The organism is Novipirellula sp., assembly GCF_041583735.1.
Classification (GTDB): domain Bacteria; phylum Planctomycetota; class Planctomycetia; order Pirellulales; family Pirellulaceae; genus Novipirellula.
Map to the genome: position 1 here is coordinate 1 of NZ_JBFHFD010000142.1, position 15,697 is coordinate 15,697.

15 protein-coding genes are annotated in these 15,697 nt (G+C 54.1%); 5 read left to right on the forward strand and 10 right to left on the reverse strand.

Annotated features, from left to right (window positions below; all coding sequences use genetic code 11):
- The coding region (locus tag ABX962_RS12880; RefSeq protein ID WP_372719983.1) for a sulfatase-like hydrolase/transferase at positions 1 to 1,083 on the forward strand (1,083 nt) is incomplete at its 5' end.
- A 363-nt stretch (positions 1,084 to 1,446) separates the two neighbouring features.
- On the opposite strand, the gene ABX962_RS12885 is transcribed toward ABX962_RS12880, so the two are convergent.
- From ABX962_RS12885 to ABX962_RS12900, 4 genes are read right to left on the reverse strand one after another with little or no spacing between them, the layout of a single operon-like run.
- Positions 1,447 to 2,637, reverse strand: a complete 1,191-nt coding sequence (locus ABX962_RS12885; RefSeq protein WP_372719985.1) for a Wadjet anti-phage system protein JetD domain-containing protein — start codon at positions 2,635 to 2,637, stop codon at positions 1,447 to 1,449.
- A 6-nt stretch (positions 2,638 to 2,643) separates the two neighbouring features.
- Positions 2,644 to 6,057: an ATP-binding protein gene (locus ABX962_RS12890; protein WP_372719987.1), complete on the reverse strand. Its 3,414-nt coding sequence runs from the start codon at positions 6,055 to 6,057 to the stop codon at positions 2,644 to 2,646.
- On the reverse strand, positions 6,050 to 6,733 hold the full coding sequence (locus ABX962_RS12895) for a DUF4194 domain-containing protein (protein ID WP_372719989.1): 684 nt from the start codon (positions 6,731 to 6,733) through the stop codon (positions 6,050 to 6,052). The genes ABX962_RS12890 and ABX962_RS12895 overlap by 8 nt, the downstream gene beginning before the upstream one ends.
- Positions 6,734 to 8,263 (reverse strand): DUF3375 domain-containing protein, encoded by a 1,530-nt coding sequence (locus ABX962_RS12900; RefSeq protein ID WP_372719991.1) that lies wholly within the window; start codon positions 8,261 to 8,263, stop codon positions 6,734 to 6,736. It abuts the gene before it with no gap.
- Between the two features lie 351 nt (positions 8,264 to 8,614).
- Between ABX962_RS12900 and ABX962_RS12905 the strand changes: the two genes are divergently transcribed.
- Complete coding sequence (locus ABX962_RS12905; RefSeq protein WP_372719993.1) at positions 8,615 to 9,625, forward strand: zinc-dependent alcohol dehydrogenase family protein; 1,011 nt, start codon at positions 8,615 to 8,617, stop codon at positions 9,623 to 9,625.
- 71 nt (positions 9,626 to 9,696) lie between these two features.
- Here the strand turns inward: ABX962_RS12905 and ABX962_RS12910 are convergent, their stop codons facing one another.
- Positions 9,697 to 10,248 carry an EF-hand domain-containing protein gene (locus ABX962_RS12910; protein WP_372719995.1) on the reverse strand — a complete coding sequence of 184 codons (552 nt, stop codon included), beginning with the start codon at positions 10,246 to 10,248 and terminating at the stop codon, positions 9,697 to 9,699.
- Between the two features lie 306 nt (positions 10,249 to 10,554).
- Here ABX962_RS12910 and ABX962_RS12915 point away from each other — a divergent pair, with 306 nt between their 5' ends.
- Both ABX962_RS12915 and ABX962_RS12920 read left to right on the forward strand, forming a co-directional pair.
- On the forward strand, positions 10,555 to 11,199 hold the full coding sequence (locus ABX962_RS12915; RefSeq protein WP_372719997.1) for a hypothetical protein: 645 nt from the start codon (positions 10,555 to 10,557) through the stop codon (positions 11,197 to 11,199).
- A 114-nt stretch (positions 11,200 to 11,313) separates the two neighbouring features.
- Complete coding sequence (locus tag ABX962_RS12920) at positions 11,314 to 11,916, forward strand: heme-binding protein (RefSeq protein WP_372719999.1); 603 nt, start codon at positions 11,314 to 11,316, stop codon at positions 11,914 to 11,916.
- 234 nt (positions 11,917 to 12,150) lie between these two features.
- Here the strand turns inward: ABX962_RS12920 and ABX962_RS12925 are convergent, their stop codons facing one another.
- The 4 genes from ABX962_RS12925 to ABX962_RS12940 form a co-directional block, all read right to left on the reverse strand.
- Positions 12,151 to 12,420 (reverse strand): hypothetical protein, encoded by a 270-nt coding sequence (locus tag ABX962_RS12925; protein ID WP_372720001.1) that lies wholly within the window; start codon positions 12,418 to 12,420, stop codon positions 12,151 to 12,153.
- A gap of 107 nt (positions 12,421 to 12,527) precedes the next feature.
- Positions 12,528 to 12,749, reverse strand: a complete 222-nt coding sequence (locus ABX962_RS12930; protein WP_372720003.1) for an SdrD B-like domain-containing protein — start codon at positions 12,747 to 12,749, stop codon at positions 12,528 to 12,530.
- Positions 12,746 to 12,886 (reverse strand): hypothetical protein, encoded by a 141-nt coding sequence (locus ABX962_RS12935; RefSeq protein WP_372720005.1) that lies wholly within the window; start codon positions 12,884 to 12,886, stop codon positions 12,746 to 12,748. The genes ABX962_RS12930 and ABX962_RS12935 overlap by 4 nt, the downstream gene beginning before the upstream one ends.
- 477 nt (positions 12,887 to 13,363) lie before the next feature.
- Positions 13,364 to 14,143: a polysaccharide lyase family 7 protein gene (locus ABX962_RS12940; RefSeq protein ID WP_372720007.1), complete on the reverse strand. Its 780-nt coding sequence runs from the start codon at positions 14,141 to 14,143 to the stop codon at positions 13,364 to 13,366.
- A 75-nt stretch (positions 14,144 to 14,218) separates the two neighbouring features.
- Here ABX962_RS12940 and ABX962_RS12945 point away from each other — a divergent pair, with 75 nt between their 5' ends.
- On the forward strand, positions 14,219 to 14,548 hold the full coding sequence (locus ABX962_RS12945; protein ID WP_372720009.1) for a hypothetical protein: 330 nt from the start codon (positions 14,219 to 14,221) through the stop codon (positions 14,546 to 14,548).
- A gap of 204 nt (positions 14,549 to 14,752) precedes the next feature.
- On the opposite strand, the gene ABX962_RS12950 is transcribed toward ABX962_RS12945, so the two are convergent.
- Positions 14,753 to 15,697 (reverse strand): vanadium-dependent haloperoxidase (locus tag ABX962_RS12950; protein WP_372720011.1); only part of this gene is annotated, 945 nt, incomplete at its 5' end.

The following is a 15,697-nucleotide window of genomic DNA, read 5'->3' on the forward strand; positions in this document are numbered from 1 at the left end:
AAACTCGACCGCGGCTTTCTGACTTGGCACGAACAGGTGAAACGCTTTGGCTGGGATTTCTACGAAGGCTACTATGATCACCAGCGGTGCCACGGTTTTTATCCACCCTATCTGTGGCGGAATGGCGAACGATTCGAATTGCCTGGAAACACCCTCGCTGATTGTGGCAAAACAAGTGAAAAGGGAGATGAACCAGTCGGCTATGGCGGAGAAACCTATTCGCAAAATGTATTCATCAAAGGCATCTTGAAGTATCTGCGAGATCATCAAGAGGAACGTTTCTTCTTGTATCATCCCACCCAACTTCCGCACGGCCCGGTTGCGATCCCCGAATTGCACCCCGATTTTGCCAATCATCCGACGATGTCGCTTGCGGAAAAGAAGTACGCATCGATGGTCAAAATGCTCGACGATCATGTCGGGCTGATCATGAGCGAGCTGAAACGATTGGGGCTCGATAAAAATACCGTCGTCGTGTTTACCTCGGACAATGGCCACGAACTTTATTACGGCCCCAAACCCGACTACAAACAACAACGGTTGCCCAACGGCGAACCAGCCAATTTGACCGACAAAAAATGGCGAACGTCCGAACATGGCGACATTTTCGACGGTGCCGGAGGACGCGCTGGATTGAAACGCAGCGGATACCAAGGCGGAATGCAATGTCCACTGATCGTGCGTTGGCCAGAGAAGATTGCAGCGGGAAGCGAAACCGATCTACTGACCGCGCATTACGATTTCCTAGCGACGTTGGCGGATCTTCTCGGGGTCGAAAAACCGGCTGGCAAAGACGGTATCTCGTACCTGCCGACACTGCGAGGCGAACCCCAGACTCAGACGCATGATTATGTCATCGTCAACAACAGCTTTTCTCAAATGGGCAGTTGTGCCCTGATCGCCGGCGATGGCATGAAACTGGTGGAAGCCGACAGGAAGAAAGGGCTGTTTCAGCTTTACAACATTCTGCAGGACAACGAAGAACGCAATGATCTTGCCGCCCAATATCCAGAAAAGGTCGAGCAATTCAAAGCGATCCTAAAACAACAAATCAACTCGCAGCGTCCCGACCTCGCCCCGTAGTAGCGGAAGCCGTCAAGACTTTCGGCCGTCCGCCCGCTTCGTAGCGAAAGTCGCGAAGCCTTTCGGCCGTTCCCGCAGGTTACCCGGTGCTCGACCGTCAGCTTTGCAGGTAGTGGACGAGGCAACGAGTCCCAGCGACTTCGTGGCACGATGGGACTTGTAGCCTCGTCCACTACAGAGAAAACACTTCACCCGCGTGATTGGTCACAAAACTCGAATGACGAAGTTAGTTTCGAACAGTGTCTAAAATGTCAGTTGACCCAATCTCGCATGTGTTCGCACTTCATGAATGCTATTGTCGTTTGTTGTGGTTCTTGCCATCGCCAACGGACACAGCTTCGATATGTTGCTGGCGTTCCTACGTTAACGGTTGGTTTCGGTTCGTTCGCTGACGCCCCAATGTTCAAACGCTTTTTGGACTACCGTTTGGGGAATGTGCTCCTGTTCTAGCCGCTGGTTCGACTGGCAAAGTCGCTGGTACAACGCGGTCTCGGTCATCGTCAAATGATGAAGCTCTCTCACCGAAACGCCATTGCCCGCAGTGACGATCTCTGACAGCGATTCAAATACCTCTGCCGTCATCAACAAGCTTTGTACTTTCGGCAACCGTTGCCGCAACCGATCCAGGATTGCAAAACCATCGGCGTCAAGATCACCCCAGTAGTGAACGTCGGATGTCTGCAGCCAACTCACGTCGCACAATTGGGTGACCGCGTTGCCCAACCCACCCAGGGCGATCGTTCGTGTCAGCTTTGGCAACGTAAGTAAGTTGATTTTATTTTCGACGATGATCACGCGGGCATGATTCACTTGCAATGATGCAAGCGATTCGGCAGGCAGCGAGATCTCTGCAAACGGCAACCCCAGATCGTGTTGCAGTTGCTCATCGAGCACTCGCACTAAGAAATGAGGTCGCGCATAGCGCAATCCGTAACGTGGTTCAAACTCGTCGTAACCGTACCGCGGATCGATCGCCGATGGCGGCAACACGATGTCTAGCCACGCCGCCAACCGCCGCCGGTTACTTTCAATCAACTTGGTCGATACCGCAAGCGGCAATTCGCGGGCGAAGCAATCCGGACGTGGGTTGTTTTGGAAGTAATCAATCACATCGAGCAATCCATCGAGCGAGTTGGAAACATCCAAGAGTGTTTTCCAATTGGAGCGGCGGGCCAGCCAACGCTCAAGCGTGGGTTGCCGATCACGCAATTTATTCACAGCAACTTGCAATCGGCTCCAGTCCTCGCTGCGATCGGATAAACGAGCCAAGTCTTCCATCGACTCGATTTCGATTGCGGTCGGGAAATCGTTCAATCCATGGGTGCGGCTGCGACGTGATTGCCAAACGACGCGGTATCCAAATCCACGCGTCTGCTTTGCCGATTGACGCAGCATTTCGACTTGCCGAATCGCGTCAGCGTGATTTGTCGGCACCTTCAGGTCGGCAGGCATGCGGTAAGGAAAAAACGATTCGAGTTCTCCTGCGATCCACGCATCCACTGCTTTGGGAAACAAACGCCTCGCTTTTTGGGTAATGGTTTCCGGAGCGATCATGGACGATTAACCCTCTTCGTCCTGGATTTTTCGATACTGTTGTGCCGTTAAGCTGATCAATTCGCTGCGATTGGTGTCGGGGTCTTTGATGATATGCCCGTACATGCCGACGTAACTTTCGGTGATCCGAGCCTTTGCGTCTAGCGGCGCCACGATGACCAGTTGCAAGCGAAAACGTGCGAACAAATCCATGGCGTATTTTGCTCTCGCGTCATCGCTTCGCGAGAACATTTCATCGACCATGACAAAATGGAACCGGTCACTGTTGGGTTCATCGGGTTGCAGGTCGTATTGATAAGCGATCGCTGCCACCAGAACCAGAAATGCCAGCTTTCCTTTTTCGCCGCCCGATTGGCCGGCGCCACCGTCGTAGTAGCTTCCCGAAGCACCGGAGACTCGATCGTATTCGCGAGCGGCAAAATTGAACCAATTGCGGACATCAATGACCTTTTCGCGCCAGCGTAGATTGGCGTCATCGCGTAATCGATCGACCAGCGTCTCAATTCGCTTGAACGTGGCCTCGTTGGCCTCGCCGGTACCGTCAAACGTTCCCTCCAAACATCCCGCCAACTCTCGACGAAAATCACGAATCTCGGCGTCCGTGGTGTCGGTGGGCTCTAATCGCATGAATGTTCCTGGTTTCCAATCCAATTGACGCAGGGCTTCATTGAGAAGCTCAATCTTGCTGCGAATCTCCTCGCGTTCGTCCTCCAAACTGCCGTGCAAAAAGCCAATCTCTTGCAGTACTTTTTCCTTTAGCCGCTGTTTGAATCGCCGCTCGTGTCGCGGCAAGTCGTCTTTGCTGATTCGCACATGAAGATGCTCGAAACTCGATAGCGCCGATGGAGTTGGATCGAGCTCGGATTCAAAAACAGGGAACTTCGTCAAGAATCGACTCATCGCCTTGGTCATCTGGTCGCGAATCGGTTCGACCGATTGCTCGAGTTCGGCGATCTGAGTTGACATTTCGTAGGCGGCTTCGGTGGGCAACCGGCCCATGTTTTCGATCGTTAGAAACCGGCTGCCAAGTCGTTCTTGGATCGCAGCAAATTGAGTCGTCGCGGATTCCCAGCGGCCGTCACGTTTTGCCGCCGTGATCCTTTCATCCACGGACGTCAATACAAGTTCACCATCGCAAAGCTGTTTTTTGGTTTGTGAACGCTCATCAAAAAATCGATCTCGCTCTGCGTCCAAGCCTTCGACTTCGGCGATGATTTCTGCCAACTTGTTTTTAAGCTGAGTGACTCGATCATTGGACGCTTCCAACTTTTGCTTTTCGAGTCGAAGCTGCGACGCTTCAAAGTCGTGGCGATGATCGTCTATATCGTCAAACTGAGTGACGGTGGCCACTTCGTCTAGAACCGACAGTGTCGTTGCCGCATGGTCCGATGAACGCTGTAGCGCCGTAATGACGGCCTCGGATTGCCGGATCGCTTCGGCATGCTCGTGGATCGATTCTTCGATTGCTTCGCGTTTTGCCTTGTTGTCCCAACCGAGCACAAAGTGTCGGCGGTCATGCACATCGCTGCGATCGTCCTTGGCATGTTGTCGTGCGTTTTGCTTGACGTGTCGATGAATCGTCATCGCGCGTCGTCCCGCCATCTGGAAGGCTTCGAGCGTTTCGCACGCCAAATGGTCAAAACGACTCTGAATCTGGCCGCGAACATAGGTGGCTAGCGGGTGATCGTCGCGATAGACCAGCATTTCCGGTAAACACAAATCAGTCATTCCCGATTGCGGTATATCGTGCTGCGGACCCACGCGGTCGTACGTCAACCGACGACCACGACCTTGAGCGTCGGTCAAACGCCGGCCATCGACATAGCCTGAAACACGAGTATACAAGTCGTCGGGAACCAACAATGTGCGTGCGAACGAGTGTAGTACCTGTTCGATCGACCCTTCCCAGCGGAGATGCTGAGGACTCACGGCCATCAATTCGGCGGCAAACGGCAAATCCGATGGCGATAGACGAAGTGCGTCACACAATACATCACGGACTTCGATAAACGCGTCATCAAGATTTCCTTTGCGACGACGAAGCGACTCCAATTCTGCTCGCTCGTCAGCAAGTTCTCGCTGCATCACACCCAGTTCATAGTTCTTGGTTTGCAGCTGGGCGAGTGAAGTTTTCCGGGTGGCCATCAATTGCTGACGACGATGGGAAACCGCAACAAGAGCCTTTTCGAGTTGCTCGACGCTAGCCAACGCAATGTGGATATCAGCTTGTTTTAGTTTTGCTTCGATGGCCAGTCGTTTCTCTCGCTTGGATTTCGCAAGTTGTTCCTGATTGGCAATTAAATCGGGCAATCGCTGCAGTCGGGCTCCCCCGCTGTGTGCGATCTCATGCTGCAAACCGGCTGCGTCGCTTCGTTTGTTTTTCAGCGATTCATCAAGCACCTCGATCTGCTCATCTAAGTGTTCAATTCGTATCTTCCACTGCTCGCACATTGGACGCAGCAATTGCTCGGTGGCTCCATCGAAGAATAATTCCATGGCCACATGCTGCTGACGTGTTTCAATCAGCCGTTCGTTAGCCTTCCGGTACCGCTGGCCCATCCGTACAAGCGGTTGCAACAATTCATGTTGTTGACGTACTTGAACAAGTGCACGATGCGTTTCACTCAATTCAGCAAAGTGATTTAACAAGTTGGAAACCTTGTCATTCCAAGGCTTCTTTTCGAGCATGTGGTCGCGAATGAATTGATCCAAACGCTGGACATCCTTGACTGCGACAGTTTGGTTGAAGATATCCATCGCCTTAGGACGGAACTTGACCTGACGCTGCATCCATGACATGTATTGCTTGTAGTTTTCGGTGGTCTTAAAACCACGATCGGACATCATTGATTTGATTTCGCTGCCTGAACTCAAACCGCCGAGATCTCCGGCAATCGTGCGCGGCCGTGTGTCAAAACCGTAGACGATCTTTTTCTCGCCTGCCGACGTCAAATACATGACTTGGCAAACGGTAAATTGTTTTGCCGGTGTTACGCTGTCATGCGATCCGCTGGTAAAAGTTGCCAATAACGCGGTGTAGTGATGGTTGCCATCGCGAAGGTATTGGATTTGTGGTTTCTCGTCACGGCCTGCGGTTCGGTCATACGCACCGCGAATGTACGTGCGTTCGTCGCGTTCTTTTTTGGTCGCTCCCGCCGCCACGTTATAGTTACGGACGCCCGGTCGCACCAACAGCGTCAACATCGCATCGACGAGGGTTGATTTCCCCGCACCGTTCTCACCGACCAACAATGACGTTGCACCACGAGGTGCAAACGAATGTACTTCACCATCAAACGTGCCCCAGTTGAAGACTTCAAAGGTGGATAGCCGAAAACCAGGAAAACGACTGGAATCGGACATCTCGTTGCCATCCTGTGGCAAGAAAAGCGGGGTGTCGCGCGTCGTTGATTCAGTCATCGCTATTCTCCGCTGTATCATCAGTTGACACATTGGCGGCTGCATCATCGCTGGCCTCCGCCCGACGTTTTAGCTCGGCTTCCAAATCGACACGTAAACGCTCGAGTTCAGCTAGCGGCAGGCGGGCTTTCAGAATTCGCCGCACTTCCCAGCTAGCGGGATTTTTTTCGAACTGGCGTACAAATTTCAACTCCTCCAACTTTCGTAGGTTGCTGCCCAATGCTCGGTTCGATCGTATCGCGTCGTGATCGCCCGGAATCAGCGACTGCCACAGTTCCAACAACGACGCTTGCGTGACGACACAGCGTCCATCTCGGTGAATTTCCTCTTCAAACCGACGCAGTTCATCCCGCAGCAGCACGCACAACAGTGATGCTTCGAATGTCAAGCGAACACTGCGAAACAACTTTGGAAGCGGAGGATAGTCGGGCGGCAACACCGTGCTATCGATCTGTCGCAAGTACGCAAATCCATCCTCTTCGTTGACCACCAACATCAAGCCAATACGCGCAAAGTAATCGCTTAGCGGAGTCAATCCAGCCAAGATACGCTCCCACGCATCACCGGCATCATCGTGATAGACGATCCCCTGCAACAATCGTACGGCCGCCGGCGCCCAGGGAACGGGAGGTGGAAAATGATCGGGCGAAAGGATGTCGGTTGATTCCTGGGACATTTACCGAGGTCTCGTTCTTCGCAGGGATTCGTTCTTCTTTTCCTCGGTTCGCAGAAAGGTCACCAAGGGCATTTTCACACGGGTAAGTTGCGGTCGACCGGTTGTCTCGTCCGTCGTTTGCACGTCAATGATCTCCTCGGCGTCGCGGTCAATGCGGTGACCATCGTCGTGAGCGATCTGTAACCATCCGAGCAATTCGATCACGCCAGCTTTCGGTGGACGCATGCCGAGCAGTTGCGACAATCGAATCGATGATTGGTTTTCAGTTGCCGTCGCGATGGTGTCTCGCATCCGGTCCCACTCGAGTCGTTTCAGTGAAGCCAATTTTCGAGCTTGTCGCTCGATCGACGCGACGTCAACCACATGCGTTTCCGGAACGACATCAAATACTTGTGGCGGCGTCCAAAACGGACGTGCCAACGGCGATGTCACCTCGATGCTCGTTTCGATTTGCAAACCAATCGTGGTCGGTACCGGTTGACCACTTTGTTGCGTTTCTTGTTTCATTTTAGCAGCTAAGGTACGAATCTCAGCAAGGACTTCGGCGGTGCGTTTACGGTGTCCTGAGGATTGCCGGTCGAGCAACCGACGAAGCGTTTGCGACAATCGACCTGTCTGACGCAGCACATTGTCGGCTTCGGCCAACAACGAAGGGACCATTCGTCGCATGTGCTCGATCGACTCTCGCTCGGACGCGATCTCCTCCAACCGAGTGACCTCGCCGATGGTTTTGCGAAGCTGAGATTGAGCCTGAGGCGAAAGCAGGAATGTGACAAATGCATTGAAACTGACTCCCTCGTCTTGCTGGTTGACAAGGTCTTCGGCATCAAGGGCTTCGGCTAAAATCTGGCCTCGAGTTCGCTCGGCATCGATGGCATCGCGTTGCACTTTGCGTGCAATTTCCACAAAGCGGTCTTCGACGGCACGAAAGTCGCTTTGCAGTGTTTTCAGTAGATCCACCGCGGTATGGAACCGCTCTCTGATTTGTGCGGGATGATACGTCTGGACGGCAACACCCGACTCAATGGCTTTGATTTCGGCATCGATTCGATCCCTCTCGGCCATCAACTCAGCCAATCGGCGGTCAGGATCCGCTGACGCTCCCCGGGCAATATCCGATAGCGTGTCGATCACCAACCGCAGCCGCCCTTCGGTTCCGACCAATCGAGTGTCTCGTGACAGCGCCGTATCGACAAATCGGATTGCGTCCTCAGCGTGACGGGTTAGCTGATAATGCCGTCCCGAAGACTCCGGTGACAGAAAACGTCGCAGCCATCCCGCGTCAGACCACTCCCGTAAATAACGGTCTGCGGATCCGCTCAGGACGGGATGCTCCTCGTGCCACAATTGCTCTTGGTAGATTTCCAAGCGGTGAATGAGTTCATCTTGAGGCAATAAAATCGCACCCGCTGAACCAGCGCCCTTGAATGTTTGGTAGAGAAAGAACAGGACGTACGCCCCCTGATCCGCTTTGAGCAAACGAATGGCAGGTGAGAATTCTAAAAATGATCGTATCGCTTCTCGATCCATGGCGAAGATTCTAGTCGAAACCCTTGACACGTTTGGTCACGCCGCTCGCGAAAACACAGGATTCACGCGACAATCACCGCTAAGACGTTCGGCGATTCTCTCTCGATCGACCAAAATGCCGTGCTTTCCGAAATTGTTGACGGCTTGTTGATTCAATCCAAATGGAAATCGCAACGGTGAGCCGTGGGCCGTCAGGCACCGGGTAGTGCGTGGGCCCCGGTCGCTGACGCGCGAGCGGCTCGCGAATTCAACAAGCCGTTGGCGACTTCCGCTCTCGGGAACCAATGGTATCGCGTTTGCACCTGATTGTGGGAAGGTCTTTAGGTGTGACAAATCGGTACGGAAGATTCAATGAAAGCGATGGTGCTGTCGCAGACGGCTCCGCTCAGCGAGCGACCAGATCCGTTGCAATGCGTCGAGATGGCAACGCCCGAACCGGCAGAGAACGAACTGTTGATTCAGGTCGCGGCGTGTGGCGTTTGTCACACCGAACTCGACGAGATCGAAGGCCGACTGACGCCGCCTCGGTTGCCAGTCGTATTGGGCCACGAAGTCGTGGGCCGCGTGGTTGAGTGCGGTGCGAACGTCACCCGTTTTGCCAGCGGTGACCGCGTCGGTGTGGGATGGATTCATCACTCCAGCGGCACAGCAGACGAGAATCTATCGCCCCAGTTCGCTGCGACCGGGTGCGACGTCAACGGTGGCTACGCCCAATTCATGACGGTTCCCGAAGATTACGCGGTGGCGATCCCCAACTCACTGAGCGACACGCAAGCGGCACCGCTGATGTGTGCCGGCGCGATCGGCTACCGTGCGCTGCGTTTAACAGGGCTTCGCGACGGCGAGCCACTCGGATTGATGGGGTTTGGCGGTTCGGGGCATCTGGTGCTGCCCACCGCAAAACATCTGTACCCAAACTCGCCCGTCTACGTGTTCACTCGCGACGAATCGGTCCAGCAGTTCGCATGTCAATTAGCCGCCGATTGGGCCGGTGGCGTTGATGCGGTGCCGCCCGAGCCGCTGCAAGCGATCATCGACACCACGCCAGCTTGGAAACCGGTCGTCGAATCGATGAAGAAACTTCGCCCCGGCGGGCGGCTGGTGATCAACGCGATCCGCAAAGAGGATGCGGACAAAGACGAACTGCTGAAATTGAGCTATCACGAACATTTGTGGATGGAACGTGAAATCAAATCGGTCGCAAATTTAACCCACCGTGATATTGCCGAGTTTCTGCCATTGGCGGCCGAGATCCCACTGCGGCCCGAAGTCACACTGTATCCACTGGATCAAGCCAACGAGGCGCTTCGCAACCTCCGCCGTGGGCAGATCAAGGGCGCCAATGTCTTGGCGGTTTCGTAGCCGCCGAGACGCGAGCGGTGAATGCTCGCGATGAAACGACTTGGCGTTGCTTGCTAAGGGTGTTGCGAGCTTTACTCAGGCCGCTGCGGGCGACCCCGTTCACCATCTTCAGCGTCGGGGCCACCATGGCGCGGCGGGGGTGGAGTTTGCAGCTTCGCTTCCTGCTCGTCCGTCAGGATGCCCGCGAGTCGTTTAGTGACATCGGACTGCAACGCATTCAATTGGCGAGTTTGTCGGTCGGTCAATTCAAGTGATTCGACGATAAAATCAGGAAGCACTTGGCCTGGACTTGGTGGCGGACCGGCATGTTCGCCTGCGGGAGGCTGGCGATCCATTTCGCGACCAGCCGGGGCACCATAGGCATTGTTTTGTGGCGGTGGCCCACCACGCCCGCGTTGATTGTTCGCCTGCATCGTTTGCATTGCGAGATACAATTCTTGCTTGCTCAAACAGCCATCACGGTTCGCATCGGCCTGATCAAATATTTGGCTGATCATCTCGATCGGTGACCCACCGGGACCCCCAAATCCCGGCGGGCCACCACGCCCTGGAGGCTGTGCAGTGGCGATGTTCGAGCAGGCGATCAGCGCAAATATGGCGAGTTGGGGGAGCAGGCGATACATGAGTCGTGATTCCGAGAGAAGCGGCAATGGTAAAGGTGGTCTACAAACCAATGCGTTGGTTTTCGCCAGCAAGGGCCACGGAATACCAAAAATTAAAATGTCACCCCAACAGGACTCGTTTTTCCTACTTAATCTTAATCGTACTCTTAATCTACGGCGGTTGCAGTTAAGGACAGCGGAGATCTGACTTGCGCGGGATCAAATGATGATGACGGGCGAGTTTTTCGGTCGGGTTGATTGGCTGGTACAATCTTTTTTGTCGTCTTTCCACTTTACTCACTTCCCTTTTCACTGGTGGATATTCCCATGATGATTCGAATCTCACTTGCGGCGTGTTGTGTTTGCTTGCTTTCCAGTAGCTTGGCGGTTGCCCAGCAGGCTCCACCGGCCAATAGCGAGCTGGTCGTCGATCAAACGTTTGATTCCGACTCGCTCGATAGCAAGTGGCATATCAATACCGGAAACTGGGCTGTCAAAGATGGAGTGCTCAAAGTCAGCGAAGTAGCGTCGGACAAGCATGCGGCGGCTGCCCGGTTCCCCGTGGAAACCAACAACGCGGTTTACCAGTTGCGATTCCGCTTGCTCGGCGATGCCAAGGCGTTTCATTTTGGCTTTGATCCGGCACCCGGCGAACTCGACAAAAAGGGACACCTGTTTTCAGTGATCGTCACCCCAAGTGCGTGGAAAATCATGAAGCACGTCGACAAGAAAAATCCCAAACAGGATCCCAACGAAGTGCTTGCAAACGAGTCGATGTCGTTCGAAAAAGACCGTTGGTACACGCTGCGATTGACCACTTGGGAAACCTACGTGACCGCGACGATCGACGGCGACGGAACGCTTAAAGCGAGTCATCCCACATTTGGCGTCAAGAAACCGACGCTGGTTTTTCGCTGCCAAGGGGATGGTGTCGAAGTGGATGACATCAAGGTGTGGCGTCAAGTCAAATAGGTGAACCTCGGCGTGGTCGATTCGCATCTCTTGCCGTCTATCTACAGTTCTGGTGGTCAATCTTTCCCCTCTTGGAACCCTGGCACCGGGATTTGTTCGATGACGAGAAGAAAAATGAGTCACATTACCCTGATCCTATTGGTCGTCGTCGCAGGCATCTTTGCTTGGAATATGAGGGCGTTTGCCGGGTACGAATCGGCCGAGTACACGGTGGTCGAAACCGACGGCGAGTTTGAGATCCGCGATTATCCTGATCTGAAATTGGCCGCGACCGAAATGAAGCGTGATTCCAAAGGTCGTGACGGCAGCTTCATGCGTCTGTTTGGCTACATCAGCGGCGGAAACGAAGCCAAGCAAAAAATCGAGATGACCACGCCGGTCTTTATGGAAGCGGGCGAGGAGGAAACCAAAGGTCAAATGGGGTTTGTGATTCCTAAGCAGGTTGCTTCCGAAGGTCCGCCTGAGCCGGTATCCGCGGACGTTAAAATCCGCGAACGCAAAGGTGGCCGTTTTGCGGTGATTCGCTTCTCAGGCATCATGAATACCAAGACCGCGAGCGAGGCCGAAGCGAAGCTGCGAGCGTGGATCGAGCAGAAAGGATTGGTTGCCGAGCAAGCGGCTGAAACCGCAGGCTACGATCCGCCCTTCACTCCCGGACCGCTGCGACGAAACGAAGTGCTGATTCGTTTGAAGAGTATAGAGGCATCTCTGCGTTAGCGGTTGGGACCAACGCGACTCTGGCAGCAGCGTCACCCAAGCTCGCATCCGTCTCGACTTTCTGCGACGATAACGTCGATGCAGTCATACTTGACGATATTATTGAGTTCGAGGATGAAGATATCGGAATGAAAGCCACTGCATCTGATCTAGGGTTGATTTCAATCGGATGCTGTCGTGATGAAATGCGAGTTAGCGTGGCTGATATTGAAGATCAATTTCGATAATTCTTGGTCACACGCCGAACCGCGAAATTCTTTGTCGAAGCCCGCGAAGTGCAGCTGGCTTTGCGGTGGGATTCGGCCTTGTCGATTCGGGGAACAGGGCCGATTCGCGGAACAGGGCCGATTCGCGTGACAGTGGTGGGGTGAAATCCGTCGTCGAAATCACCCATTCCGACTCGCTCGCTTGATCTTGTACCTCCTGGTCCCATACCGAATCCCGATCGTTGGCGAGTGATGCGAACCAGGCGTCAAGGGCCTGAATGTTCGTTCGATGAATCATTGGATCTCTCCTGAAGCGATGTAGATGAAGTCGTGCCCAACTAGGGACGCTTTGACAGCAACTGACTTCCAAACACAGCCGCTACCTCGGTAATAATCCGGTCCTTCCTAGACCGTGACTGCAGAATGGATGTTCTTCCGATGCGAGTCGCCATTGCGAATCAGCACGTTGATGGAATCGGATCCGATCACAGTGACGTTGTTGGACGCGGCAATCTGGACTTGGTGTTTCCCGCTACGATCGAACGAATCGAATTGATAATTTCCATCGCTATTGGTGACGGTCGTGTCGACCAGGTTCCCATCGCTGTCAATCAATTCCAGCGTCACGCCTTCGACACCGATACGGGATCGGCGGTCGTCACCGGCTTGTTCGTCGTCTTGATTGCCGAGACCATCGCGATTGGCGAGTGGGGGTGAGGCCGATGAATCCGAGTCGGCGAAGACCGTTCATGCAGTACTTCCATTTTCAAGGTCCGAAGGGTGATTGCATTGTCACTCGAAAGCCTTCCTTTTTTTCGCGTCACTTGCGGCGTCGGGCGAGCAGAGGCGGTTTGAGAAATCGAATCGCAATGACTCTACGACAATCGCGAACTCACGACGCCATGGTGGATCGTGGGGAGCAAGCGGTGTGTGGAGCGATTGGGCTCGATTGAACCATGCATCGGAGGATACTGCGCCACCGAGCCAGCGATCGAAGCAGAGGGGGGGGCCGCCAGAAGGTGCCTCTGCTCCATCACCTATGCGTTATATGATGCAATAGGGTGCCACAGAAAAACGATATATTATGTAGGGGGCAATTGCTCGTTTGAGCCCCCTCGAGAGGCCACGGTCAATCATGGCGTTTTCAAAATCGCCAGTAGATCGCCGAGTGCGACACGCAAGAGAGGCGGATCAGCTAGCGCATTCGCCAACATTTAGATGGCCGCTTTCCACTGGACGTTTCATTTCGATGAAAAGCGGTTTGGGTGATGAGTAACATTCAGGGCCGTGAACACGACGCGGGCTCCCTCGGTCGCATCGCCTTCGTTATCCTGAGGATACACACCCGCTTTGAAATAGAACGTTTGGTCGGCCCAGTCGTTATCGTTCTGCAAAATGTTTTGCGTTTGCGTTACACCATTGACCGTAACCGTTAGCACACCGTCATGCAGTTTGATTTGATACGCGATCTCGCTGTTCAAATCGCCGCCGGAAAAGGTTAACTTTTTATCCTTGCCCGCATTCGGACTGACCTTGACCAATGCTTCAACGCGGCCTTTGAAGTATTGCAGTTTAATCAGCGGCTTCGTCTTCCCCGTGTAACTGTGGATCTGGCCGATGATCACTTTTGAGTTGCTGGGGACCTGCATCACCCGGCAACGTGCGTCCAGAATGTGAGTGCCATGGGCCGGCCAATTCACATCTGGGGCGTTCGGATCAGGCATCTCGCGAAGTTCGGACCGCGGGAATTCAGTTCCTTCGGTGGTGGCACCGTTGACCGGACACCAGAAAACCAGATGACCCCTTGCGTCGGTCTGGAAATAGGCGTTTTGAAATCCAGCAACCAGCTTTGACGCGGATACTTCGCTTGGGTGCCCGCTGAACCGATTGGATGCATCCGTTGGCAACGTCAACTTCCAATGACTCAGGTCGATGCGACTTTCTGGATCCGCAGCAGTCGCTAATGACGGACCAGCAACCACAGCGATTGCCAAGCCAATTGTGAAATTCCATTTCTTCATAGAGAGTTCTCGTGGGGAGTTGAAAAAACGAGATACAAATGCCACGTAGTGTTCGGATGGCCGGTCGCAATTATAATGGTTCGCACATGCGGCGGTATCATGATCGTTTGTGCGGTCGAAGTTCGCTTGACTCCGGCTGGCCGCGAGGATCCTGTTTTTGGACAGCTACCGGAGCGTTTTCTTGCCCCGATAGGGCACCAAGATTGCGTCACCCACTTGCCGCCCGGAGCGATCGTTTTGGCCTCGATTGAGCGAACCGAAAATCAGGCGTTTCGAATCGAGAGCAAACCGATTTACTGCACGCAGTTTCACCGCGAGCTCAACCGCACGATGTTGAGCGAACGTCTGCAGACCGGTTGCATGGTCACGATCTGCAAGCCAGCAACTTGCACCGGCTGGGGCTGAGCAACATGGACCTCCACTCAACTTCGACAAAGGCCGCCCCGAACGTCCCACGTTTAACGAGGGCGTCTTCTTTATGCAGTTGACGACAGGTTCAGATTGTCGCAGGACGAGCGAGGCAATTGCGGCGATCGCGATAGAGCCTCATGACAAAGAGCCCTTTATCGGTGCGGTTAACCACCGAGACATGATAATTGAACTCGCCTGTTAAAATAGAAATCCCTCGTCGGCTAAAGCAGCATCCACCAATGCGATGCGATTGAGTCTGGCACGGTCTTGATTGTCTTGGGGTTGTCCGTTGTTGCGGTCGTTCGGTTTGTCGTTGTCACTTTCGGACGTGTCATCGGTTGCCGCGACGGAAAACTCGGACGCCACATTGGTGGCAATCGCGCTGCCGACTTCTTGACCGACGGTGTCATCGAAATTGAAATGAATACCCAAGTAGACACGGCTGCGACCGTTCTCGGCCATCGCTTCGCTGAACGAGTCAAACGAACGCGTCGCGTCGTCAAGATCGATACCATAAGCTTCCTGCAATTCAGGATTCTCCAACAGCACTTCGAGTTCTTCGGACGTAAGCTCAAAGGCGATGTCATCGGTGCCGTAGAATTCTTGCAGCGTTGTGAACAATGCGCCACCGAATGTCGCATGACCTGAGATGTAGGTTGGGAATTGGGGAGTGAACCCGCTTAGGTCTTCGCCGTTGGGAGCCCCCAGTGCGACCCAGTCGGCATCGCCTTCGGTTAGGTCATTGCCGTCATCATCACCGGCTTGGATCGCCGTGACCGGACGCCAGAATTCTTCACTGAACTTTGTTTCCCACGCCACGATCGCAGCGTCGGCCATCGCGACCGAGGCCTGCGCGAACAACGCCGCATTCTCTTCCATCGTATTGCCTTGCTGCTCGGCAATCTGAATCAGCACGTCGTTATAGAGTGCCAGAGGAGTTCCCAATCCTGCGCGGTCATAGGCCCAGAAGAGGCCTGCTTCGGTTTGATCCTCGGTGCGAACTTCACTGTCAATCGAGCCCAATTCGAGCACTTCGTTGTAGGCTTCCGCGTACGCTTCGCTGGTCAGTTCCGGTGGTGACTCGGGGACAAAATCGTCGGTCGAATCGATCGCAAAGGTATCGACATCACCCCATGCCGGGCC

Excerpts from the sequence above, each read along its gene's own strand:
- ABX962_RS12935 (WP_372720005.1), bottom strand. The coding sequence starts at position 12,886 with ATGGAAGTACTGCATGAACGGTCTTCGCCGACTCGGATTCATCGGCCT.
- ABX962_RS12915 (WP_372719997.1), top strand. The coding sequence starts at position 10,555 with ATGATGATTCGAATCTCACTTGCGGCGTGTTGTGTTTGCTTGCTTTCC.
- ABX962_RS12945 (WP_372720009.1), top strand. The coding sequence starts at position 14,219 with ATGGTTCGCACATGCGGCGGTATCATGATCGTTTGTGCGGTCGAAGTT.
- ABX962_RS12900 (WP_372719991.1), bottom strand. The coding sequence starts at position 8,263 with ATGGATCGAGAAGCGATACGATCATTTTTAGAATTCTCACCTGCCATT.
- ABX962_RS12890 (WP_372719987.1), bottom strand. The coding sequence starts at position 6,057 with ATGACTGAATCAACGACGCGCGACACCCCGCTTTTCTTGCCACAGGAT.
- ABX962_RS12920 (WP_372719999.1), top strand. The coding sequence starts at position 11,314 with ATGAGTCACATTACCCTGATCCTATTGGTCGTCGTCGCAGGCATCTTT.
- ABX962_RS12905 (WP_372719993.1), top strand. The coding sequence starts at position 8,615 with ATGAAAGCGATGGTGCTGTCGCAGACGGCTCCGCTCAGCGAGCGACCA.
- ABX962_RS12885 (WP_372719985.1), bottom strand. The coding sequence starts at position 2,637 with ATGATCGCTCCGGAAACCATTACCCAAAAAGCGAGGCGTTTGTTTCCC.
- ABX962_RS12910 (WP_372719995.1), bottom strand. The coding sequence starts at position 10,248 with ATGTATCGCCTGCTCCCCCAACTCGCCATATTTGCGCTGATCGCCTGC.
- ABX962_RS12925 (WP_372720001.1), bottom strand. The coding sequence starts at position 12,420 with ATGATTCATCGAACGAACATTCAGGCCCTTGACGCCTGGTTCGCATCA.
- ABX962_RS12895 (WP_372719989.1), bottom strand. The coding sequence starts at position 6,733 with ATGTCCCAGGAATCAACCGACATCCTTTCGCCCGATCATTTTCCACCT.
- ABX962_RS12940 (WP_372720007.1), bottom strand. The coding sequence starts at position 14,143 with ATGAAGAAATGGAATTTCACAATTGGCTTGGCAATCGCTGTGGTTGCT.